The sequence below is a fragment of the Kitasatospora sp. NPDC059795 genome (genome assembly GCF_042732175.1).
Lineage (GTDB): Bacteria > Actinomycetota > Actinomycetes > Streptomycetales > Streptomycetaceae > Kitasatospora.
In genome coordinates, this window is record NZ_JBHWID010000004.1 from 1 (window position 1) to 17580 (window position 17580).

Annotated in this window: 15 protein-coding genes and 3 tRNA genes; 17 read left to right on the plus strand and 1 reads right to left on the minus strand. The window is 71.4% G+C overall.

Features of this window, described 5'->3' with window-relative positions; all coding sequences use genetic code 11:
- Window positions 1-147 precede the first annotated feature (147 nt).
- From proB to ACFV4P_RS09585, 5 genes are all read left to right on the plus strand, one after another.
- Window positions 148-1284 (plus strand): glutamate 5-kinase, encoded by a 1137-nt coding sequence (gene proB, locus ACFV4P_RS09565; protein ID WP_380469144.1) that lies wholly within the window; start codon window positions 148-150, stop codon window positions 1282-1284.
- An 80-nt stretch (window positions 1285-1364) separates the two neighbouring features.
- Window positions 1365-1817: a hypothetical protein gene (locus ACFV4P_RS09570; protein ID WP_083646897.1), complete on the plus strand. Its 453-nt coding sequence runs from the start codon at window positions 1365-1367 to the stop codon at window positions 1815-1817.
- A 92-nt stretch (window positions 1818-1909) separates the two neighbouring features.
- Window positions 1910-3238: a glutamate-5-semialdehyde dehydrogenase gene (locus ACFV4P_RS09575; RefSeq protein ID WP_380469146.1), complete on the plus strand. Its 1329-nt coding sequence runs from the start codon at window positions 1910-1912 to the stop codon at window positions 3236-3238.
- A gap of 70 nt (window positions 3239-3308) precedes the next feature.
- Window positions 3309-3878, plus strand: a complete 570-nt coding sequence (locus ACFV4P_RS09580) for a hypothetical protein (RefSeq protein ID WP_380469148.1) — start codon at window positions 3309-3311, stop codon at window positions 3876-3878.
- A gap of 87 nt (window positions 3879-3965) precedes the next feature.
- Window positions 3966-5027 (plus strand): hypothetical protein, encoded by a 1062-nt coding sequence (locus tag ACFV4P_RS09585; protein ID WP_380469150.1) that lies wholly within the window; start codon window positions 3966-3968, stop codon window positions 5025-5027.
- Between the two features lie 18 nt (window positions 5028-5045).
- Here the strand turns inward: ACFV4P_RS09585 and ACFV4P_RS09590 are convergent, their stop codons facing one another.
- Window positions 5046-6119 (minus strand): M48 family metallopeptidase, encoded by a 1074-nt coding sequence (locus ACFV4P_RS09590; protein ID WP_073812324.1) that lies wholly within the window; start codon window positions 6117-6119, stop codon window positions 5046-5048.
- Window positions 6120-6393: 274 nt separating this feature from the next.
- On the opposite strand from ACFV4P_RS09590, the gene ACFV4P_RS09595 reads away from it, so the two are divergent.
- The 12 genes from ACFV4P_RS09595 to ACFV4P_RS09650 all read left to right on the plus strand — a co-directional run bounded on the left by ACFV4P_RS09595 (window position 6394) and on the right by ACFV4P_RS09650 (window position 17480).
- The gene (locus ACFV4P_RS09595) at window positions 6394-6594 is read left to right on the plus strand and encodes a hypothetical protein (protein WP_073812322.1); all 201 of its coding nucleotides are present in this window, start codon (window positions 6394-6396) and stop codon (window positions 6592-6594) included.
- A 186-nt stretch (window positions 6595-6780) separates the two neighbouring features.
- Window positions 6781-6930, plus strand: coding sequence for a hypothetical protein (locus tag ACFV4P_RS09600; RefSeq protein ID WP_198953343.1), 150 nt, complete (start codon window positions 6781-6783; stop codon window positions 6928-6930).
- A gap of 104 nt (window positions 6931-7034) precedes the next feature.
- On the plus strand, window positions 7035-7700 hold the full coding sequence (gene nadD / locus ACFV4P_RS09605) for a nicotinate-nucleotide adenylyltransferase (protein ID WP_380469153.1): 666 nt from the start codon (window positions 7035-7037) through the stop codon (window positions 7698-7700).
- A gap of 17 nt (window positions 7701-7717) precedes the next feature.
- On the plus strand, window positions 7718-9823 hold the full coding sequence (locus ACFV4P_RS09610; protein ID WP_380469156.1) for a LytR C-terminal domain-containing protein: 2106 nt from the start codon (window positions 7718-7720) through the stop codon (window positions 9821-9823).
- A 137-nt stretch (window positions 9824-9960) separates the two neighbouring features.
- Entirely contained in the window at window positions 9961-10398 is a 438-nt protein-coding gene (rsfS, locus tag ACFV4P_RS09615; RefSeq protein WP_073812318.1) for a ribosome silencing factor, read from the plus strand.
- A complete protein-coding gene (locus ACFV4P_RS09620; RefSeq protein WP_380469923.1) occupies window positions 10395-11042 on the plus strand; it encodes a histidine phosphatase family protein in 648 nt (215 codons plus the stop codon). Before rsfS ends, ACFV4P_RS09620 begins: the two co-directional genes overlap by 4 nt.
- A gap of 108 nt (window positions 11043-11150) precedes the next feature.
- Window positions 11151-11223: transfer RNA gene (locus ACFV4P_RS09625), tRNA-Ala, on the plus strand.
- A 38-nt stretch (window positions 11224-11261) separates the two neighbouring features.
- Window positions 11262-11334 (plus strand) — tRNA-Ala (locus ACFV4P_RS09630).
- 206 nt (window positions 11335-11540) lie between these two features.
- Window positions 11541-11613: transfer RNA gene (locus ACFV4P_RS09635), tRNA-Ala, on the plus strand.
- A 92-nt stretch (window positions 11614-11705) separates the two neighbouring features.
- Window positions 11706-12998 (plus strand): tetratricopeptide repeat protein, encoded by a 1293-nt coding sequence (locus tag ACFV4P_RS09640; RefSeq protein ID WP_380469158.1) that lies wholly within the window; start codon window positions 11706-11708, stop codon window positions 12996-12998.
- Window positions 12999-13403: 405 nt separating this feature from the next.
- Window positions 13404-16277: a leucine--tRNA ligase gene (gene leuS, locus ACFV4P_RS09645; RefSeq protein ID WP_380469160.1), complete on the plus strand. Its 2874-nt coding sequence runs from the start codon at window positions 13404-13406 to the stop codon at window positions 16275-16277.
- 426 nt (window positions 16278-16703) lie between these two features.
- A complete protein-coding gene (locus ACFV4P_RS09650; RefSeq protein ID WP_380469162.1) occupies window positions 16704-17480 on the plus strand; it encodes a hypothetical protein in 777 nt (258 codons plus the stop codon).
- The last annotated feature ends 100 nt before the right edge of the window (window positions 17481-17580 follow it).

Here is a 17580-nt window from a genome sequence, read left to right on the forward strand (position 1 = left end):
GGGGTACCTCCCGGCCCGCTAGGGCGTGGAGGTACCCCCACGCGCCCCTGTATGCGCTCCCACCGCTTTCGGGACCGGATTTCGTACCCCGCCTGCCGAATGGCTACATTGCGGGCGTACAGGCGTCGTGTCGGAAAGGTCGGACTGATGGTGGATCAGTTGCTCCGTGAGGAGGTCGTTTCGGCGCGGCGGATCGTGGTGAAGGTCGGTTCGTCGTCGTTGACGACCGCCGCCGGCGGGCTGGACGCGGACCGGGTGGACGCGCTGGTGGATGCGCTGGCGAAGGTGCGGAGGGGGAAGGACGCGCCGGAGATCGTGCTGGTCTCGTCCGGTGCGATCGCCGCCGGTCTCGCGCCGCTCGGGCTGGAGAAGCGCCCCAAGGACCTGGCCCGGCAGCAGGCGGCGGCGAGTGTCGGGCAGGGCCTGCTGGTGGCCCGTTACACGGCGTCGTTCGCGCGGTACGGGGTGCGGGTCGGGCAGGTGCTGCTGACCGCCGAGGACGCCAGCCGGCGGGCGCACTACCGCAATGCGTTCCGGACGCTGGAGCAGCTGCTGACGATGGGCGCGATGCCGATCGTCAACGAGAACGACACGGTGGCCACCGCCGAGATCCGGTTCGGCGACAACGACCGGCTGGCGGCGCTGGTGGCGCACCTGGTGCGCGCCGATCTGCTGGTGCTGCTGTCCGACGTGGACGGCCTGTACGACGGCGCCCCGTCGAAGCCCGGCAGCAGCCGGCTGGACGTGGTGCGCGGCCCGGCGGACCTGGCCGGGGTCGAGGTCGGCAGCGCCGGCAAGGCGGGCGTCGGCACCGGCGGCATGGTGACCAAGGTGGAGGCGGCCCGGATCGCCACCGGCGCGGGCATCCCGGTGGTGCTGACGGCGGCCAGCCACGCGGCCGACGCGCTGGCGGGCCGGCCCACCGGCACGCTGTTCCTGCGGACCGGCACCCGCTCCGCGGACCGGCTGCTCTGGCTGGAGCACGCATCCTCGCCGCGCGGCGCGCTGACCCTGGACGACGGGGCGGTCACGGCCGTGGTGCACGGCGGGAAGTCGCTGCTCCCGGCCGGAGTGACCGGGGTGGAGGGGGAGTTCGTCGCGGGTGATCCGGTCGACCTTCTTGGCGAAAACGGTCACATCGTCGCCCGCGGACTGGTCAACTTTGATGCGAGGGAGTTGCCCCGTCTGCTCGGCCGGTCCACGCGCGATCTGGCCCAGGAGCTCGGTGCGGCGTACGAACGGGAGGTCGTCCACCGCGACGACCTGGTCGTGCTGCGCGGCTGAGCGCGGGCGGCGGGGCCGGTACGGGGGGTGGGAGCAGCGGGCCGGGGGGCCCGCGCGACACGCTGAATGGGAGGCCGCCGGTGGTTCGCAGGCGGGAGGAAGCGCTGCCGGGGCAGAGGCCCGAGCGGCGGCTCACCAGCATCGAGGGCGGCCGGGGCGTCGAGGAGCGGGAGGACGTGCGGGAGCCGGAGCAGGGCCGGTTGTGGCACGTGGTGCTGAGTGTGGCCGGGGCGGCGACGCCGCTGCCGGAGCTGCGGGCGTCGCTGGAGACGCTGGCGCACGACCATTCCTTCTTCCTCACGGCCCGTTACGCCGCCGACCACGCCGAGCTCCGGTACTGGGAAGAGGCGCGGGACCTGCACGACGCGGCGGCGATCGCGCTGCGGCTGTGGGGCGAGCACAAGGTCAGCGCGAAGCTCCCGGCGTGGGAGATCGTCGGGCTGGAAGTGGTCGACCGTCCGACGTACCACAAGCGGGTGGCGGAGGGTTTCGGCGGTCCGCCGCCGCAGTTGGGCGGGGTGTTCCCGTACTGACCGGGTCGGGGCGCGGCCTCGTGGGCCTCCGGGGCGTCTCAGCGGGCGAAATGTGCGCCGGGGCGGTGCGGCTGTCTCGCTAGGCTGGGGCCATGAGCGACCTCACCGCCACCGTCGACAGCCCCGTCCTCGCCGCCGCGCGCCGTGCCCGGGAGGCGGCCGCCGCCCTGGCGCCAGTGCCGCGATCGGTGAAGGACGCCGCGCTGCTGGCGATCGCGGACGCGCTGGTCGCCCGGGCCGCGGAGATCACCGCCGCCAACGCCGAGGACGTCGCCCGGGCCCGCGAGGCCGGCACCGCGGAGTCGGTGATCGACCGGCTGACGCTGACCGAGGAGCGGATCGCCACCATCGCCGCCGACGTGCGCAGCGTGGTCGGCCTGCCCGACCCGGTGGGCGAGGTGGTGCGCGGCTACACCCTGCCGAACGGGCTGGACGTCCGCCAGGTGCGGGTGCCGCTCGGCGTGGTCGGCATCATCTACGAGGCCCGGCCGAACGTCACGGTGGACGCCGCGGCGCTCTGCCTGAAGTCCGGCAACGCGGTGCTGCTGCGCGGCTCCGGCTCCGCGTACCGCTCCAACACGGCGCTGGTGGAGGTGCTGCGCACGGCGGTCGCCGGGGCGGGCCTGCCGGCCGACGTGATCCAGCTGGTGCCGGGGGAGAGCCGGGAGTCGGTGCAGCAGCTGATGCGCGCCCGCGGCCTGGTCGACGTGCTGATCCCGCGCGGCGGCGCCTCGCTGATCCGCACCGTGGTGGAGGGCTCCACCGTCCCCGTGATCGAGACCGGCACCGGCAACTGCCACGTGTACGTGGACGCGCAGACCGACCTGGCGATGGCCGTCGGCGTGCTGCTGAACTCCAAGGCGCAGCGAGTCAGCGTCTGCAACGCCGCCGAGACCCTGCTGGTGCACCAGGACGTCGCGGACGCCTTCCTGCCGCTCGCGCTGGCCGCCCTGGCCGGGGCGGGCGTCACCGTGCACGGCGACGACGCGGTGCTGAAGGCCGCCGAGGGCACCGGCGTGACGGCCGTCCCGGCGACCGAGGAGGACTGGGGCACCGAGTACCTGTCGCTGGACCTGGCGGCCGCCGTGGTGCCCTCGCTGGAGGCCGCCGTGGACCACATCCGCCGGTACTCCTCGGGCCACACCGAGGCGATCGTCACCACCTCGCAGGCCGCCGCCCGGCGCTTCACCCAGCTCGTCGACTCCACCACGGTGGCCGTCAACGCTTCGACACGGTTCACCGACGGGGGCGAATTCGGTTTCGGCGCGGAGATCGGCATCTCCACCCAGAAGCTGCACGCCCGCGGCCCGATGGGTCTGCCGGAGCTGACCAGCACCAAGTACATCGTGACCGGCGACGGCCACGTGCGCGGCGAGGCCGAGCAGACCGTCGGCGGCGCCGGCGGGCACGGCGGCCGGTAGCCGAAAGCGTCACAGACCCGATCGGCCCGACCCACAGACAAACGCCCCGGCCGGTAATACATTGAGTTCCGTGGCTGAGGATGTGGGGGGCTCGCCGTACTCCGACGGCGCCGACCACGGTGGTGCGGACGACGAGTTCGCCACCGTGGTCTTCGACGAGAGCTTCGTCCGCTCCGCCGCCGTGCACGAGCCGAGCGCCCGGGAGCGGCAACTCGCCGCCGCCGAGACCAGGTTCGAGCCGGAACAGGCCGGTGCGGCCCGGAGCTACGAGTTCACCTCCGGGAGCGAGGTGCTGCCGTTGGAGCTGCGCCCGCCGCCCGGCGGACTGGACGAGGACCGCTTCTACCCCGACCCGTGGTCGGGCGGCGACCGGCAGCACCGGCGCACCCGCCGCTCGCGCCTGCGGCCCTTCGACCCGCTGCGCGGCGGCACCGTCGCCCAGCAGCGCTGGCACCGGCCGGTGGCCTGGGTGCTGGCCGTGGTGATGGGCATCGGCGTGGTCGCGCTGGCCGTCGCCGCCGTGTACCGGGGCGTCGGCAGTGCCCCCGAGTCACCGGCCCGGCCGTCCAGCGGGACCAGCAGCCCCGGCGCGACGCCCTCCGTGCAGCCGCCCGTGACGGCGGCCGTCCCGGCGGGCTGACCGGGCTGGTCGTCGCCCGGCCGCCGTGGCGGTCTCGTTATCCGCGTGCGTCTCGTCGCGGGCGGTGCGCGAGCCTACCCTGGTGTCATGGGTGACCGGCGCGAGCCTCCCGAGGGCACGCCCGACGGTGGTTCCGACGATGACGAGTTCCGGTCCGTCGTCTTCGACGAATCGTTCGTGAAAGCTGCCCGGATCCAGGAGCTCTCCGCGCAGGAACGGCTGGCCGGCGCGTTCGGCCGGGCCACCCGGACACGCGGCTGGGGCTGGTTCGGGTCGCTGCCCCGGCAGGCCGTGATCCTGCTGCTCCTGGTGGTGATGGCATTTGCCGCGGCCGTCTACTTCGGGGTCAGCTCCCCGCACGGCCAGATCGTCCCGCCCAGCGGGACCCAGCTGACCGCCGCCGTCACCCCGCTCAGCCCGTCCGGCACGGTCGGGGCCGTTTCCGACCCCGCCCACCCGTTCGCCGCGCTGCCACCCGGCTACGCGGACGGCCGGGCGGGCCTCGGCATGCCCCCCGCCTCGTCCACCTCGCACTTCGCCGGGACGGACGTCCAGCGCGCCCTGAACGCCACCCAGCAGTACCTGGTGGTCTCCGAGCTGACCCCCGCCACCCTGACCGCCAACGAGACCGGCCAGGTCCGGGGCCTGATCACCTCCGGCGAACTCGCCCAGTACGACGACAGCATCAACGCCCCGCGCGACGATCAGCACCACGCCGCCACCGGCTGGATGGTGCGCTTCGACCCCGGACAGGTCGCGCTGGCCAGCAACACCGTGATGGTCACCGGCAACGTCCAGGTCGGCGAACTCGACCCCGCCACGCTGGAGATCACCGCCGACCACACCCTGATCTACGCGCTGCGCCCGGCCGGCACCACCAACGACACCTCCGTCACGCTGTACGCGGTGCGCCGCGAGGTGCGGATCGACGTCGACCGGGCCGACCTGGACGCCGGTCGGGTCCGGGTCGTCGACTCCACCGTCCAGGCCGGGCCCACCGGGTGCGGCACCGTGCAGAGCGACTACCTGCAGCCGATGCTGGCCACGGCGGCGGGCGTGCACCCGAGCACCCCGCCCGCCGTGAACCCGACCGACCACAGCCGGCCGGCCTGGCAGAGCTGCGGGGTGCTCGGGCCGATCACCGGCTGAGCGCCCCGCGCCGCCGGATCAGTCCTGCTGCTCGCTCTTGTCGGAGCTGCTGCCGTTGGTGCGGCCGGCACCGGCGCCGGTGAAGGTGTCGCGGAGCTTGCCGCCGACCGTGCCGACACCGTTGGTGAACTCGCGCAGCAGGCCCATCAGCGGGTCCTTGCTCTCCTTCACCGACTGCGAGTACGAGTCGGCGGCGGCCTTCCACTGCGCGCCGATCGAGGTGTCCGGGTCGTCGCCGCGGCGCGGGTACGCGCCCGCCATGATCGAGCGGTACTCCTCGCTCTCCGCCCACTTCTTCAGCGCCGCCACCCGCACCACCGCGAACGGGTGGGTCTGCGGCAGCACCTGCAGCAGCTTCAGCACGCTGTCGCGCAGGTCGCCCGCCTTGTCGTACTCGGCGGCCTGCTCCAGGAACGCGTCCACGTTCATCTCGGCCATGTTCGCGCCGCCGGCCAGCTTCATCAGGCCGCGCATCGACGCCTGCAGGTCCTGACCGGCCAGCAGGCCGGCCCGGTCGCTGGAGAGCTCGGCCTTGCGGAACCACTCCTTGAGCGCCGTGATGACCGCCATGATCGCCAGGTTGCCCAGCGGCAGCCAGCCGATCCGGGTCGCCAGGTTGGTGAGGATCAGCAGCATCGTCTGGTAGACCGCGTGCCCCGACATCGCGTGACCGACCTCGTGGCCGATCACCGCGCGCAGCTCCTCCTCGTCCATCAGGTCGACCAGGCCGGTGGTCACCACGATGACCGGGGTGTCCATGCCGATGCAGTACGCGTTGACCTTCGGGTCCTGGGTCACGTACAGGTCCGGGACCTTCTCCAGGTCCAGCACGTACGCCGCGTCCCGGACCATGTCGTACAGCTCCGGGAACTGGCGCTCCGAGGTCTTGACCGCTGTGGCCAGGAACAGCAGTCGCACGCTGCGCTCGGACACCAGGCCGGCCAGCTTCTTCAGGATGTCGTCGAAACCGCTCAGCTTGCGGAGCGCCACCAGACCCGAACGGTCCGCCGGGTGCTCCCAGGCGCGGGTGGAGATCTCCGGGAACCGCTGACGGCGGCGGCTCGGTGCGGTGCCCTTGGTCATGTCGGTCATTGCGTACCCTCCTGGATCGACGCCGGCGCCGGCTCCCGTGGCCGGCCCCCGCTGCTTTTCTGATGAACGTCGTTGTGCCCGCACTCGTCCCCGGGCGTCACGGTACGCCGTCGGTCATGGTGGGTCGGGGGCCGGGGTTCCGGGCTGGTGCCTTGTGGGGCGGGGTGCTTCGCGGGTGCTGTGCGGGGCGGGGTGCTGTGTGGGGCGGGGTGTGGGGCGGGCGTGGCGGTAAACGGGTCTACCCTGGCTGTGCCGTACCGAAAAGGAGCCCGTGATGTCCCCTGCCGACCTGGTCCAGCTCGCCGGACCGATCTCCAGCGAGAACGGCCCCGGCCTGTTCCTGAGGATCATCCTGATCGCCTCCTTCGTCGGAGTCGGCCTGCTGGTGTGGGCGATCGCGCGGGCCGGCCGCGACGGCGCCAAGCGCGACGCCGAGCGCGAGCAGGTGCGTGCCGAGGCCGCCGACCGGAGCTGAACTCCCGTACCGGTGCTGCCTGTGGGCGCGGGACCGAGGGCCGGGCGGTGGCCGGGAACGGCTCACGGGTGGTCAGACGCGGTGGGCCGCCATGCGGTTGCGTGTCAGGCCCCCGTACGATGAGCCCGCGGGCCGCACGGTCCGTGACCGCCTGGTCCTCACCGAGCCGAGAAGGTCCCGCCGATCATGAGCACTGCTGCCCTGCCCGCCCTCGCCGTCCTCGCCGAAGAGGGCGGTAACCACGACAGCCTCAACCCCTTCCTGACGGGCGGCGCGGCTCTGTTCATCCTGCTGCTGCTGCTGTTCCTCACCACGCGCTTCAACCGCGACCGCTGACCCCGGCCGCACCGCCGCCCCCGCGCGGCGGCGGACACGGAGTGCCCGGGGCCCGCGAACGGTCGGAATCCCCGGGACACCCGGGTCGCGTAATGTGTAGCGCCATGAGAGAGCAGGTCGACACCTCCGGGACGGACACCGCGCCGGGCGCCCCTGCGCCGTTCAGTACGCCGCGTGAGCGACGCCGGCTGGGAGTGATGGGCGGCACCTTCGACCCCATCCACCACGGGCACCTGGTCGCCGCGAGCGAGGTGGCCAGCGCCTTCCACCTGGACGAGGTGATCTTCGTCCCCACCGGGCAGCCCTGGCAGAAGTCCGACCGGCACGTCTCGCCGGCCGAGGACCGCTACCTGATGACGGTGATCGCCACCGCAGAGAACCCCCAGTTCTCCGTCAGTCGGATCGACATCGACCGCAACGGTCCCACGTACACCGTCGACACCCTCCGCGAGCTGCAGGCCCTGCACCCCGACGCCGAACTCTTCTTCATCACCGGTGCCGACGCCCTGGCCCAGATCATCTCCTGGCGCTCCCCCGAGGAACTCTTCGACCTCGCGCACTTCATCGGCTGCACCAGGCCGGGCCATACTCTCTCCGACACCGGTCTGCCGGTCGGCGGCGTCTCCCTCGTCGAGGTGCCCGCCCTCGCCATCTCCTCCACCGACTGCCGGATGCGGGTCGCCAAGGACGAACCCATCTGGTACCTGGTGCCGGACGGCGTGGTCCGTTACATCCACAAGCGGGCGCTGTACGCGTCGGCCCGGCCCTGATCCCCCGGAGGGAAGGCATGACCGGAACGTCCGACGACGAACAGTGGTACGGCCGCCAGCCCCAACCGCCCTACCAGCAGCAGCCCGGGCACTATCCGCAGCAGGGGTACGAACAGCAGGCCTACGAGCAGCAGCCGTACGAACAACAGCCTTACCAGCAGCAGGGGTTCGAGCAGCAGGGGTTCGAGCAGCCCGGGTACGACTCGTCCGGATACGACTCGGCGGCGTACGACTCGGCGGGGTACGACTCGGCGGGGTACGGGCAGTCCGGCTACGGGCAGCAGGCGTACGGGCAGCAGCAACAGCCGTACGGGCAGGCCGATCCCTACGGCCAGTACGACCAGCAGGGCGCGCAGCAGTCCGGGCAGCAGTCCGGGCAGCACGGGGCGTACCCGCAGGAGTCGTACGGCGGTGACCAATCGGGTTACCGGCAGCAGCAGTTCGGCGGCCAGCAGGGTCAGCCGGGTCAGCAGTGGGCCGAGCAGCCGTCGGCCGGTGACTCCTACGGGCAGCAGGTCGGTGACTCCTACTACGGGCAGCAGCCCGCGCAGGGGTACTTCCAGCAGCCGCCGCAGGTGCCGGGTCAGGTGCCGGGCGGTCAGACGCCGGGCGGGCAGGTGCTCGACGGCCGGGTGACCGAGCGACAGGGTGCCGAGGGGCGGGTGCCTTCGCAGGCCGGGGTGGCCGGGCGGGCCGTGCCGTCGGTGAGCCCGGTCGCGGCACCGGCCGGTGCGGGGATGCCGGCCCGGGCACGGGCGGCTGCGGCGGCGTCAGGGCCGGCGGGGGACGCGGAGCCGTCCGAACTGGTCGGCGGACGGGCTGCCTCGGCGGCCGCGGCTCGGGCCAAGTCCGCAGCGGACGACTCGTACACCACGGGTGAGTTCAACTTCGTCGACGAGGAGACGGAGGACTCCGAGGACGCCATCGACTGGCTGAAGTTCGCCGAGTCCCGCAGCGAGGTCCGCGCCGAGCGGCGGCGACGGCTGCGCAACCGGGTGATCGCGCTGGTGGTGGCACTGGCGGTGCTGGCGGCCGGCGCGCTGGGCTACCTGTGGTGGTCCGGCAAGTTCGACGACTCCAACGACGCGACCAAGGCGGCCGGCGGCCGGTACGTCAACGTCGTCCACCTGATCGATCCGCAGCAGAAGGTCACCACCGCACTGCTGGTCGACGACCAGGGCGGGCAGAAGGCGACCGTGCTGCTGCTCCCCGACACCCTCCAGCTGCCCAGCAACGGCGACACCTCCACCACCACGATGGGTCAGTCCCTGAGCGCGGTCGGCGCGTCCGCCACCCGCGACGGCCTGTCCGCTGTGCTCGGCGCGAAGGTGGCCGGCACCTGGCGACTGGACACCCCCTACCTGCAGTTGCTGGTTTCCCAGCTCGGCGGCATCAAGGTGGACACCAACGCCGAGATCCGCGAGAACAACAAGCCCGACGGCAAGGTGGCCGCCCCGGCCGGCAAGGACATCACGCTGAGCGGCCGCGCCGCCGTCGACTACGCCACCCTGCAGGCTCCCGGCGAGTCCCGAGACGCCCAGCTCGCCCGCTTCGGGCAAGTGATGGCGGCAGTGATCAACGCGATGCCCGTCACCATGGCGGACGCCACCGACGACGTGCACCGGATGATGTCCGTCGCCGACCCGTCGCTGCCGGAGAACGCGCTCGCCGGCGTCCTGGTCAACCTCTCCAAGCAGGCGAAGGCCGGGCACCTGACCACCACGCTGCTCACCGCCAAGCCGGACGGCACCCTGGACGACGCCACCGCCGGCAAGCAGGTGAAGGACCTCCTCGGCGGCACTCTCGGCAAGGCCAAGGGCACCGGCGGCAGCACCCGCGTCACGGTGGTCAACGCCGCCGGCAACGACACCTCGGCGGCCGCCGCGCAGGTGGTCGTCCTCAACTCGGGCATGGACGCACTGCCGTCCAGCGCGAAGGCGCCCGCGCAGGCGACCTCCGAGATCCGGTACACCGACGATGCCAAGAAGCCCGCGGCCCTCAGCCTGGCCACCAGCCTGGGGCTGCCGGACACCGTGGTGAAGAAGGTCACCGACGCGCAGAACGCGGACCTGGTGCTGATGGTCGGCAAGGACTACCAGCCGCCGCAGAAGTCCACGCAGTAGCGGTTCGGCGGCGTCCCAGCGGCGTCGCAGGGTGTGCTGTCCGGCGGCCGGGGCCCCGGGGCGGAAATCGCTCCGGGGCTCCGGCGCGTTCGTGAGATCCTGGGGAGGTACCCCCACAGCCGATCTGGAAGAGCATCGTGACCGTCACCGACCGAAGCCAGGAACTGATCACCGTCGCCGCACAGGCGGCGGCCGACAAGCTGGCGCACGACATCATCGCCTTCGACGTCAGCGAGGTGCTGTCGATCACCGACGCCTTCCTGATCGCCTCCGCCGCCAACGACCGCCAGGTTCGTGCGATCGCCGAGGAGATCGAAGACCAGCTGCGCGACAAGCTCGACATCAAGCCGGTGCGCCGCGAGGGCGAGCGAGAGGGCCGTTGGATCCTGCTCGACTACCTGGACATCGTCGTGCACGTCCAGCACTCCGAGGAGCGCTCCTTCTACTCGCTCGACCGCCTGTGGAAGGACTGCCCCGAGCTGCCGCTCCCCAAGGACGCGCTGGCGAGCCGCAACCGGCCCGAGAACGCCGTCACCGACGCCGCCGGCAATGCCGTCTCCGGGGGCGACCTCTGAGCCGCTCGGCGGCGGGGCCGCGCATCGTCCTCTGGCGGCACGGTCAGACGTCCTGGAACCTCGAATCGCGGTTCCAGGGCACCACTGACGTCGACCTCACCGACCAAGGTGTGTTCCAGGCGCAGCGGGCCGCTCGGCTGCTCGCTGCGCTCCGCCCCGACCTGCTGATCTCCTCCGACCTGACGCGGGCCCGGCGCACCGCCGCCGAGCTGGCCGCGCTCACCGACCTGGAGGTGCACCACTACGAGGGTCTCCGCGAGACCTTCGCGGGGGAGTGGCAGGGGCTCACCAACTCCGAGATCCGGGAGCGGTATCCGGAGGAGTACGAGGCGTGGTCGCGCGGCGAGCCGGTCCGGCGCGGCGGCGGCGAACTCTCCACCGAGGTGGCCGACCGGGCCGTCCCGGTGGTGCTGGACGCCGTCGACAAGCTACCCCAGGGCGGCACCCTGGTGGTGGTCAGTCACGGCGGCACCATCCGCACCATGATCGGCCGACTGCTGGGCATTGATCCGCAGTTGTGGGAGCGCTTCGGCGGTCTCTCGAACTGCTGCTGGTCGGTGCTCGGCCAGGACGCGCGCGGTTGGCGGCTCCAGGAGCACAACGCGGGCACGCTCCCGCAGCCGGTCATCGGCGACGAGACCTGAGGCCCACCCGGACCGGATTTCACAGTTCCGGCTCTGACCAGCTAGAGTCTTCCTCGTTCGCAGTGAGGAACGCAGACGGGAAACCGGGGGCGGGAGTCGCGGAACTGCGGGGCTATAGCTCAGTTGGTAGAGCGATTGCATGGCATGCAATAGGTCAGGAGTTCGATTCTCCTTAGCTCCACTCCGCACCGATGGTCCGTGAGTGGTCATCAGTGTTGCGGGGCTATAGCTCAGTTGGTAGAGCGATTGCATGGCATGCAATAGGTCAGGAGTTCGATTCTCCTTAGCTCCACAGCAGTTCCGCGAGGCCGCTATCCGAGACGGGTAGCGGCCTTCGGCGTTTCCGGGACTGCCTTCGGCGGCGCCTTTGAGGCAGGCTCCGGGGTCGACTCCGGAGCACCCGGAACGGATTAGGGCCTGGACCGTCAACCGTGTACAGTTGTCGATGTCGCCAAGGGAAACCGCAAGGGAAGCCGAGGATGACAGCAGTAACAGCACGGGGCTATAGCTCAGTTGGTAGAGCGATTGCATGGCATGCAATAGGTCAGGAGTTCGATTCTCCTTAGCTCCACAGTAGTCCGAAGGCCGTCCCGCGAGGGGCGGCCTTCGGTCGTTCACGTGGCTCCTCTGCCGTCCGGGGCGTGAGGCCGCTACCGTCGTGCCATGGCCGATCTGGTGCGAAAACGGAACGACGAGCTCGCCCGGATACTCCACCAGCTCGGATGGAGCCCGGAGCGGCTGGCCCGTGAGGTGAACGCGGTGCTGCCGCCCGGCATGGCGATCAGCTCCACCGCGCCCTACAAGTGGCGCGACCGGGGCATGGTGCCGCGCTCGCCGCACGACCAGACTGTCTGCGAGGTCCTCGCCCGTAGCGTCGGCATCGCCGTCACGTACGAGCAGCTGTGGGGGCAGATGGGCTCCAATCGGGGCGCCAAGATGCTCTCGCCCCGGTTGCTGACCGACCCGTGGACCGCCGACACCGCGCAGACCGCGCTCCGCGAGGCCGGCGCGGACGGCGCGCCGGTGCGGCTCACCGACCTGTTCCGCGGCGACGAACTGGAGCAGGCGGCCCGGCACTGGGCCTCCCCGCCGCCGTCCGTCACCGGCGGCGAGGGCGCGCTGCGGATCGCCCCCGAGCAACTGGCCGACCTGCGGTTGTCCTACGAGTCCAAGCAGCGCCTGGAGCGTGCCTACGGCGGCGGACTGATTCTCGACCTCGCCAAGGCCGAACTCGCCATGGTGGGGAAGCTGCTGGAACTCGGCAGCTACGACGAGCCGCTCGGCCGTGAGCTGTACGGAGCCGCCAGCCGACTGGCCCGGCTGGTCGGCTGGGCGAACTACGACATGGGCAACGACGCCGCCGCACAGCGGGCCTTCGTCGCGGCCCTGCGCGCGGCCCACGTCTCCGGCGACTCCCGGCTCGGCGTCGGCGTGGTCGGCTGCCTCGCCGTCCAGGCGACCTACAACTCCGGTGGGCGGGGTCTGGATCCGGTGGCGATGCTGTCCACCGCGCTGCGCGCGGCCGACGACGTGCTGACACCGCGTGAGCGGGCCCTGCAACTCGGCCGGATCGCCCGGGCGCACGGCCGCAAGGGCGAGCAGATCAGCGCCGAGGCCGTCGCCGAACGGGCCTTCCGAGTACTGGAGGGGTTGGACGGGCACGACCAGGAACGCGCCGACCTGGAGGGCATGGTCGGCGAGGGCTTCCTGCTGCTCGGCGACCACGAGCAGGCCCGCGGTCTGCTGCAGGCCGCGATCGACACGCTCACGGCGGAACGTGCCCGGGTCAAGGCGCTGTTGATGGTCCGCCTCGCCGACTCCTACCGCCGCACCGGCGAACGCAAGGAGGCCGAGCAGACCGCCGACCGGGCCCGCCGACTCGCCGCTGGTATGCAGTCCGCCCGCGTGGCGCGAGCCCTGCGCGAGTTCGACACCGCGATGCGCGCCGAGACGTAGCGACAGCCCAGGTGGACGACTCGGCGGGGCGAACGGGGCAGACGGAGTGGGAACGGAGGCATGGCCGGTCGGGGGAGTGGTCGGTGCGGTGGCCGTGGGGGCGGCAGCCGGCGTGGCCGTGAACGTCACCGTGAACGCAGACGGGGACGTGGACACGTATCGGGACGAGGGTGCGGACGCGGTTGTGAAGGTGGACGTGGTCGAGGGATTGACGCGGTGACGCGAAACGGTGTTGAGGGGGTGCGGTACCCTGAGCCCATGCGAACCGTGCGCCTGCTTCTTAGCCGGCCGCGCTGACAAGGACCGGCCCAAGGGTCGGAGTCGGCGTGGCGTCCCCTCCTGCGGAGGGGCTTTCTGCTTTCTACGGCCTGTTCGCTGACTGATGACGATGGAGCCTGAAGGACCATGAGCGAGACGACCCCCGCTTCCGGCGCGGCCGAAGCCGCCACCGAGCCTTTCCGCTACGGCGCCGCGCTGGCCGCCGAGATCGAGTCCCGCTGGCAGGACCTGTGGGAGAAGGAGGGGACGTTCAACGCCCCCAATCCGGCCGGCCCGCTGGCCGACGGGACGTCCGTCGCCACGAAGCCGCACAGCTTCATCATGGACATGTTCCCGTACCCGTCGGGCTCCGGCCTGCACGTGGGCCACCCGCTGGGCTACATCGCCACCGACGTGTACGCCCGCTACCAGCGGATGACCGGCCACAACGTGCTGCACACCCTGGGCTACGACGCCTTCGGTCTGCCCGCCGAGCAGTACGCCGTCCAGCACGGCGTGCACCCGCGGGTGTCCACCGAGGACAACATCGCCAACATGCGCCGCCAGCTGCGCCGGCTGGGTCTGGGCCACGACTCGCGCCGCTCGATCGCCACGATCGACCCCGAGTACTACCGCTGGACCCAGTGGATCTTCCTGCAGATCTTCAACTCCTGGTACGACGAGGATGCCGCCAAGGCCCGCCCGATCGCCGAACTGGTCGCCCAGTTCGAGTCCGGCGAGCGCGAGGTACCGGGCGGCCGCGTCTGGGCCGAGCTGACCGGTGTCGAGCGCGACGAGGTGCTGGGCGAGTTCCGGCTGGCGTACTCCAAGGAGGTGCCGGTCAACTGGTGCCCCGGCCTGGGCACCGTGCTGGCCAATGAGGAGGTCACCGCGGACGGCCGCTCCGAGCGCGGCAACTTCCCGGTCTTCAAGTCCAACCTGCGCCAGTGGATGATGCGCATCACCGCCTACGCGGACCGCCTGATCTCCGACCTGGACCTGCTGGACTGGCCCGAGGCGATCAAGCTGCAGCAGCGCAACTGGATCGGCCGCTCCGAAGGCGCCCGGGTCGACTTTGCCGTCGGCGACGACACCGTCACCGTCTTCACCACCCGCCCCGACACCCTGTTCGGTGCCACCTACATGGTGCTGGCTCCCGAGCACGCCCTGGTCGACACCGTCGTCCCGGCCGAGTGGCCGGCCGGCACCCGTGACGAGTGGACCGGCGGTGCCGCGACCCCGGCCGAGGCCGTCGCCACCTACCGGGCGGCCGCCGCCGCCAAGTCCGACGTCGAGCGCCAGGCCGATGCCAAGGTGAAGACCGGCGTGTTCACCGGCGCCTACGCGACCAACCCGGTCAGCGGCGAGCAGATCCCCGTGTTCATCGCCGACTACGTGCTGATGGGCTACGGCACCGGCGCGATCATGGCCGTCCCGGCGCACGACAGCCGCGACTTCGCCTTCGCCCAGGCGTTCAACCTGCCGATGCGCTGCGTGGTCCAGCCCACCGACGGTCGCGGCGACGACCCGCACGGCTGGGACGACGCCTTCGACACCTATGACTCGGTGCTGATCAACTCCGAGCGCGACGGGGTGTCGCTGAACGGCCTGTCCGTGGTCGACGCCAAGGCCCGGATCACCGCCTGGCTGGCGGAGCAGGGCATCGGCGAAGGCACCGTGAACTTCCGGCTGCGCGACTGGCTGTTCAGCCGTCAGCGCTACTGGGGCGAGCCCTTCCCGATCGTCTACGACGAGACCGGCGCGATGCACGCGCTGCCCGAGTCGATGCTGCCGGTCGAGGTCCCCGAGGTCGACGACTACTCGCCGCACACCTACGACGCCGACGACGCCACCTCCTCGCCGAAGACCCCGCTGTCCCGCAACGAGGACTGGGTCAACGTCGAGCTGGACCTGGGCGACGGCCCGAAGACCTACCGCCGCGAGACCAACACCATGCCCAACTGGGCGGGTTCGTGCTGGTACGAGCTGCGATACATCGACCCGGTCAACTCGACTTCCGTCGTCGACCCCGCCAACGAGGCCTACTGGATGGGCCCGACCGCCGAGAAGCCCGCCGGTGGCGTCGACCTGTACGTCGGCGGTGCCGAGCACGCCGTGCTGCACCTGCTGTACGCCCGCTTCTGGCACAAAGTGCTGCACGACCTGGGCCACGTCTCCTCGGTCGAGCCGTTCCACAAGCTGTTCAACCAGGGCATGATCACCGCCGACGTCTTCCGCGACGACCGGGGATTCCCGGTGCCCGCCGCCGAGGTCGAGGAGATCGACGACGAGTTCTTCTGGAACGGCGAGAAGGTCCGGCGCGAGGCCGGGAAGATGGGCAAGTCGCTGAAGAACGCGATCGCCCCCGACGAGTTCGCCGACGAGTACGGTGCCGACACCCTGCGCCTGTACGAGATGTCGATGGGCCCGCTGGACGTCTCCCGCCCCTGGGACGCCCGCGCCGTGATCGGCTCGTACCGCTTCCTGCAGCGGCTGTGGCGCAACATCGTCTCGGAGGTCACCGGCGAGCTGGTGGTCACCGAGGAGACGCCGGACGAGGCGACGCTGCGCGCGCTGCACAAGGCGATCGACGGCATCCGCGGCGACATGGCCGGCATGCGGTTCAACACCGCCGTGGCCAAGGCCATCGAGCTGAACAACTTCCTGGTGAAGCGCGGCTCCACCCCGCGCCCGGTCGCCGAGCAGATCGTCCTGCTGATCGCCCCGCTGGCGCCGCACATCGCCGAGGAGCTGTGGCGCCGCCTGGGCCACGAGCAGTCGCTGGCCTTCGCCGACTACCCGGTCGCCGACCCGGCGTACGTGGTCGACGAGACCGTGACCTGCGTCGTGCAGATCAAGGGCAAGGTCAAGGCCCGCCTGGAGGTCTCGCCGTCCATCTCGGACGCCGAGCTGGAGGCGCTGGCCCTGGCCGACCCCACCGTGGTCGCGGCCATCGGTGACGCAGAGGTGCGCAAGGTCATCGCCCGCGCCCCGAAGCTGGTGAACATCGTCACCGGCTGACGACACCTCCGCTGAGGCATCGCCAGATCGGCAGGGCCGGTTGCCCCGAACTTGGGGCGGCCGGCCCTTCGCCGTTCCTGGACCTGGAACGTCCGAGCCCTGGGCGGGCGGGAGCGGGAAGGCGAGCGGGAAGGCGAGAACAAGGGCAAGGAGTAGGGCGCCTCCGGCTTGTCGGACGAGCGGGGAACGGTGGAGAAGTTCGAACAAGGTGGCTCCGTTCTTCGTAGGGGTATTGAGCGCCGGCTGTGTGCTGGCGGTCTCGGGGTGATCGCTTGGGGGAAATCCCTGAGCTGTCCCTGATCTCCGTCCTCCCGGTGGTTGAAGGCCTGCTGTCCGCTGCCGGGCCGAGCTACGGTGGAGACCGGTGGACAGGACGGGCCGCACTCGGCGGACCGCCGCCGGTCACGGGCGGAAGGTGGGCTCCCGATGGAAGCGCTCGGTATCGTCGTAGCGCTGGTCGCGCTGCTCGGAGTGACGCTGCTGGTGATGGCGGTGGTGGGGACGGTCAAGGCGGCGAAGGCCGTGGCTGCCAAGGTCGAGCGGCACAGCTCCAACGCCCAGCGGGCGGTGGAGAACGCCACCCTCAGGGCGAAGACCATCACCAAGCCCGGCGACCAGGGCAGGATCGCCGGCCTCCGGCTTTCGCTTCGCACCGCGCTGGACTCGACCCGCCAGGTCCTGCAGGGCGGCCTCCCGCAGGACGGTCAGCTCGGTGACGCGCTCCAGCTCCTCGCTCGGCTCGACTCGCACGCCGCCGAACTCGACGCCGAGCTGCGCCTGTTGGAGCGCGAGCCGATGAGCAGCCGAGTCACCGCCAAGCTCCCCGAACTGCGCGAGCGCACCGAGCGGATCACACACTCTGCGGATTCGCTTCGCTGGGCCGCCCAGGACCGGATGCGCCGCTTCGCCGACGACGAGCTCGCCCGCCTCAGCAAGGAGTGCCAGGACGAGGCCGGAGCTCTGCGGCACTGGACTCCTGCCGAGCCCGCCGCCGACGGCACCGAGTTTGCCGCCGGCTCTGCCCCCACTGCCGACGCCCGGAGTGCCGCCGCCTCCGCCGATGGCCCCGCCGACCGTCGGAAGGGAATCGGCGCCGGCCGCCAGACCAGTGCCGAGGAACTGCTCGGACTGGCTGCCGAACCGCTCTCCCGACTCGCCGACCGCCTGCGCAAGCCGAACCCGGCCGGACCCAACCACCGCTGACCCCGCGTCACGAGGTGGTTACCGTCCGCGACGCAAGGGTTACCCGCTGCTGCGGAGGTCAAACCACCACAGGGCGGGCACTGTCATCCTGGCTCGGCGG